This window comes from Microbacterium sp. HSID17254 (assembly GCF_003989315.1).
GTDB lineage: Bacteria > Actinomycetota > Actinomycetes > Actinomycetales > Microbacteriaceae > Microbacterium.
This window is the reverse complement of sequence record NZ_RBLT01000191.1, coordinates 1-768: the sequence shown is the minus strand read 5'-3', so window position 1 is coordinate 768 and position 768 is coordinate 1. Positions and strand designations below refer to the sequence as shown.

Genomic DNA, 768 nt, shown 5'->3' with positions numbered 1-768 from the left:
CGACGAGGCCGGCGGCACCGGCACGCAGCAGCCGGGTCCGGTCGGGCTCGCCCTGCGGGCGGTCGGGATCGGTGATGACCTGCAGGTTGGGCCGCTCCCCCGCACCGAGCAGAACCCGGGTGCCGTACTCGCGGCGCAGCACCGCGGCCAGGGTGTAGTGGTCGCGGTGGGCATGGGTGACCAGGAAGCGGCGGACGTCGCCGAAACCGGAGCCCAGCGCGGCCAGTGCCTTGCCGAGCAGGTCGCGGGCCTCGTCGATCGCCCAGCCGGAGTCGATCAGGGTCCAGCCGGTGTCGTCGGCGAGTGCGTAGACGTTCACGGCGCGCAGCCCGTCCTGGGGCAGCGGCAGCGGGATCCGGTAGACGCCCGGGGCGCTGCGGAACACGCCCGGCGCGGTCCAGTCGCCGTCCGGGTCGTCATCGGTCACGGTGGGAGCGACGGTCACCTCCCGACGATAGACGACCGCGCCCACGCGGCCCGGCCCGCGGCACCCTCCCCGGGGGTCACGTCATCACCCCGCGTGTCCGGACCGACACCGGGAGTCGACAGCTGCCGCCCAGTCCACGCGAGGGCGGGTCATGCTCGCACCGGGTCGGTCGCCCGATCCGCGCTACCGTCCCCGCGTCCGGTGATCAGAGGTCGGCCTGGGGGCGGGGCGGCGGAGGAGGGGCCGAGCATGGCGGGCTGGACCGCGGGGCGACGGCCCGGGCAGGATGCTCCGCGCCGCACCGCGGCCGAGGCGCCGGATCGGACCAGCGGGTCCCGGTG

General features: G+C 76.2%; 1 protein-coding gene. It reads right to left on the bottom strand.

The window, feature by feature from the left end; genetic code table 11:
• Window positions 1-445 (bottom strand): MBL fold metallo-hydrolase (locus D8M34_RS18525; protein ID WP_126894740.1); only part of this gene is annotated, 445 nt, incomplete at its 3' end.
• Window positions 446-768: the final 323 nt, after the last annotated feature.